The organism is Micromonospora sp. NPDC004336, assembly GCF_053602615.1.
In genome coordinates, this window is the sequence record NZ_JBSGDY010000321.1 from 1 (window position 1) to 2,847 (window position 2,847).

2 protein-coding genes and 1 pseudogene are annotated in these 2,847 nt (G+C 75.3%); 1 reads left to right on the forward strand and 2 read right to left on the reverse strand.

Annotated elements, in window-relative coordinates:
- Positions 1–74: 74 nt before the first annotated feature.
- Positions 75–1,073: a hypothetical protein gene (locus ACWENR_RS30325; RefSeq protein WP_452280365.1), complete on the reverse strand. Its 999-nt coding sequence runs from the start codon at positions 1,071–1,073 to the stop codon at positions 75–77.
- A 652-nt stretch (positions 1,074–1,725) separates the two neighbouring features.
- Here ACWENR_RS30325 and ACWENR_RS30330 point away from each other — a divergent pair.
- Positions 1,726–2,412, forward strand: coding sequence for a GNAT family N-acetyltransferase (locus ACWENR_RS30330; RefSeq protein ID WP_452280366.1), 687 nt, complete (start codon positions 1,726–1,728; stop codon positions 2,410–2,412).
- Between the two features lie 13 nt (positions 2,413–2,425).
- Here the strand turns inward: ACWENR_RS30330 and ACWENR_RS30335 are convergent.
- Positions 2,426–2,847 (reverse strand): annotated as a pseudogene (locus tag ACWENR_RS30335) (glutamate--cysteine ligase); the annotation flags it as partial.

A 2,847-nucleotide genomic window follows, 5' to 3' on the forward strand; every position in this document is an offset into this window, starting at 1 on the left:
GCACCGACACGTGGTGGCTCGGCACGCCCGACCCGCTGCCGCAGACCCTCGCCCCGGCCCCGCGACCGGTCCGCTCAGGACCAGGGGGCCGTCGGATACCAGGGGATGATCTCGCGGCGGGCGAGCAGCCGCACGTCCCAGTAGAGGAAGGTGAAGGCGCCGGCGACGATGAAGGCGACCGCGGTCAGGGTCGCCAGCCGGGCCGGCCGGGCACTGAACCAGCGTTGCAGGCGCGAGCCGGCCAGCCAGGCCAGGAGCAGGAACAGCACCGCCATGATGACGATGTTGCCGATCGACTGGAGGGTGAACGCCGCCGCCCCGTAGAGGGGGTTGCCGCTCTCGGCGGCGTCGCGGAACATCTGCCGGAACAGCGCGAAGGGCCGTCCGATGAGGAACCCGGCGATCAGCGCGCCCATGAAGACCATCGGTGCGTTCGGGTGGCGCTGGGCGATCCGGGCGAACGGGTCCGGCACCACGCCGAGCGCGGCCAGACCGAGATAGATCATCACCAGGCCGATCACGCCGAAGACCACCATCGACTGGATGCTGCGCGGCGACAGGCTGCCGGGCGTGTTGGCGGCGGTGGAGAACTGCGGCATCGAGGTGCCGACGATCCCCACGATCGCGCCGTAGGTGGCCGACACCGCGATCATGCCCACCGACATCCAGCCCAGCGGTTTCAGCGGCTGGACGAACCTGCTGAACCTGCTGCCGGTGGTGCCGGTCAGCGGGGCGAGGGCGCCGAAGGCGGCGATGTTGCAGGCGGTGAACGTTCCCGCGATGCCGGAGACGAAGGCGAACAGGACGCCGGCCGCGATGCCCTGGATGGGGGTCTCCTTGGCGTCGTGACCGAGCAGGGTGTTGGCGACGTTGTCGCCGATGGTCTGGTCGACGAACTCGGCCGACCAGACCACGGTCAGCAGGAAACCGCCGATGACGCTGAGCAGGATGATCAGCCCGCGCCGCCGGGGGAAGTGCCCGGTGACGAACGCGGACGTTCCGGTGCGCGGGGCGTCGGGCCGCAGGGGTACGGATGCGGTGGGCTGCTGGGGGGATCGCTGGGTCTGCGTCACATGCGCTCCTCGGGGTGGGGAGGGGCCGATGGCGGGCGGCGGGGAGGGGCCGCCAAGGCGCTCGGGCGCTGCGCCGGCACCCGCGACCGGCGTCGCGCCGTCATTGGTGGACGTAAATGCGATTGCTCGGCGTCCCGGGTGCCGAGCGGCGGGCCGGTGTCCGCGTTCCATCATGGGGCGACCGCCGCTGGCCCGGTTCTTCCAACGTGCGCAATCGCGCCGGCGCCGCGCCCAGCCGGCCCCGGCCCCCGGCATAAGCCCCGGCCCCCGGCCCCCGCCCTGGCCCCGGCCCCCGCCCCGGCCCCGGCCCCGGCCCCGGCCCCGGCCCCCGCCCCGGCCCCGGCCCCGGCCCCGGCCCCCGCCCCCGCCCCGGCCCCGGCCCCGGCGTAAGCCCCGGCTCCGGCCCCGGCGTAAGCCCCGGCTCCGGCCCCGGCGTAAGCCCCGGCTCTGGCCACGGCGCCAGCCTGCCGTCGCCCCGGCCCCGGCCGTGGCCGGCGGCCTTGGCGGCGCGGCCCGGAGCTCACCGAGCCCGGAGTGGGCCTCCGCCCTCGGTGGGATGCCGGCCCGGTGATCGCGGGCACCGCGGCGCGCTTGTTGCCAAACCTTTGCAATAAGGTGGCCGGGGAACGACGTCGCCGCGAAAGGACAACCCATGTCGGATGCGCTCGCCCGGACCGCCGTGGCAAACCCGCCGCAGACCGTGCCCGGGCTCATGGCGGCCTGGGGGCGCGGCTGGGCCGTCTCCCGGGGCACTCCCGCCCCCGTCGCCGTCCCCGGCGGTTTCCGCGTCGACGTCGGCCTGCCGGGGCATCGGGTACGCCACGTGCTGCACACCTACGACGCCGGCTCGCTCGGGCGGCTCGGCCGCGAGCTGACGGCGCCGGGCACCTGGATCAAGGTCGCCGGGGACCGCGCCGGCCTGCGCGCCGCCCTGCCCGACGGGTGGACGCTGGACAGCGCCGGATACCTGATGAGCGCGCCGCTGACGCCGGGCACGGTCGAGCCGCCGGCACCGTACGTGACCCGGGTCGTCGCCGAGGGCGGGGTCGTCGTCGCGACGGTCCTCGACGCGGACGGGCGCAGGGCGGCCTCCGGGCGGCTCGCCGGCGCGGGGGAGTTCGCCGTCGTCGACCAGGTCGAGACGGTGCCCGCCCACCGGCGGCGCGGGCTGGGCAGCGTCGTCATGCGGGCGCTCTGCGACCACGGGGCGAGGCTCGGGGCGCGCACGGGGATCCTCGTCGCCACCGACGACGGACGCGCCCTCTACGGCGCGCTCGGGTGGACCGTCCGCTCCGAGGTGTCGGGGGCGTACCTGCGGGAGGAGTCGGGGCCGTCCTGACGCGGGTGCCCGGTCAGGGGATGGGCCACTCGTGGACCGGCCGGTTGCTGTGCATCAGCGTCACGTAGTGCCGCACCACCTCGCGAAGCGCCTCCGGCCGGTCGAGGTGGTCGGTGGACTCCAGCCGGTGCAGCGTCTCCACCTGCCAGCTCGCGCCGTTGCGCCCAGTCAGGCAGCGCTGCTCGATGATGCCGAGCAGGCGGTCCCGCTCGGCCGCCGCCAGGCCCCACCGGTCCAGCCCGTGGTGGGCCAGCGGCAGCAGCCGGCGCAGCACCAGCTCGGTGACGGGGAGATAGCCCAGGCCCGGCCAGAAGACCTGGGCGTCGATGCCGTGCCGGGCGCAACTGGTGAAGTTCTCCTCGGCGGCGCTGAACGACATCTGCGACCACAGCGGCCGGTCGGCCTCGGCCAGCGCCCGGACCAGGCCGAAGTAGA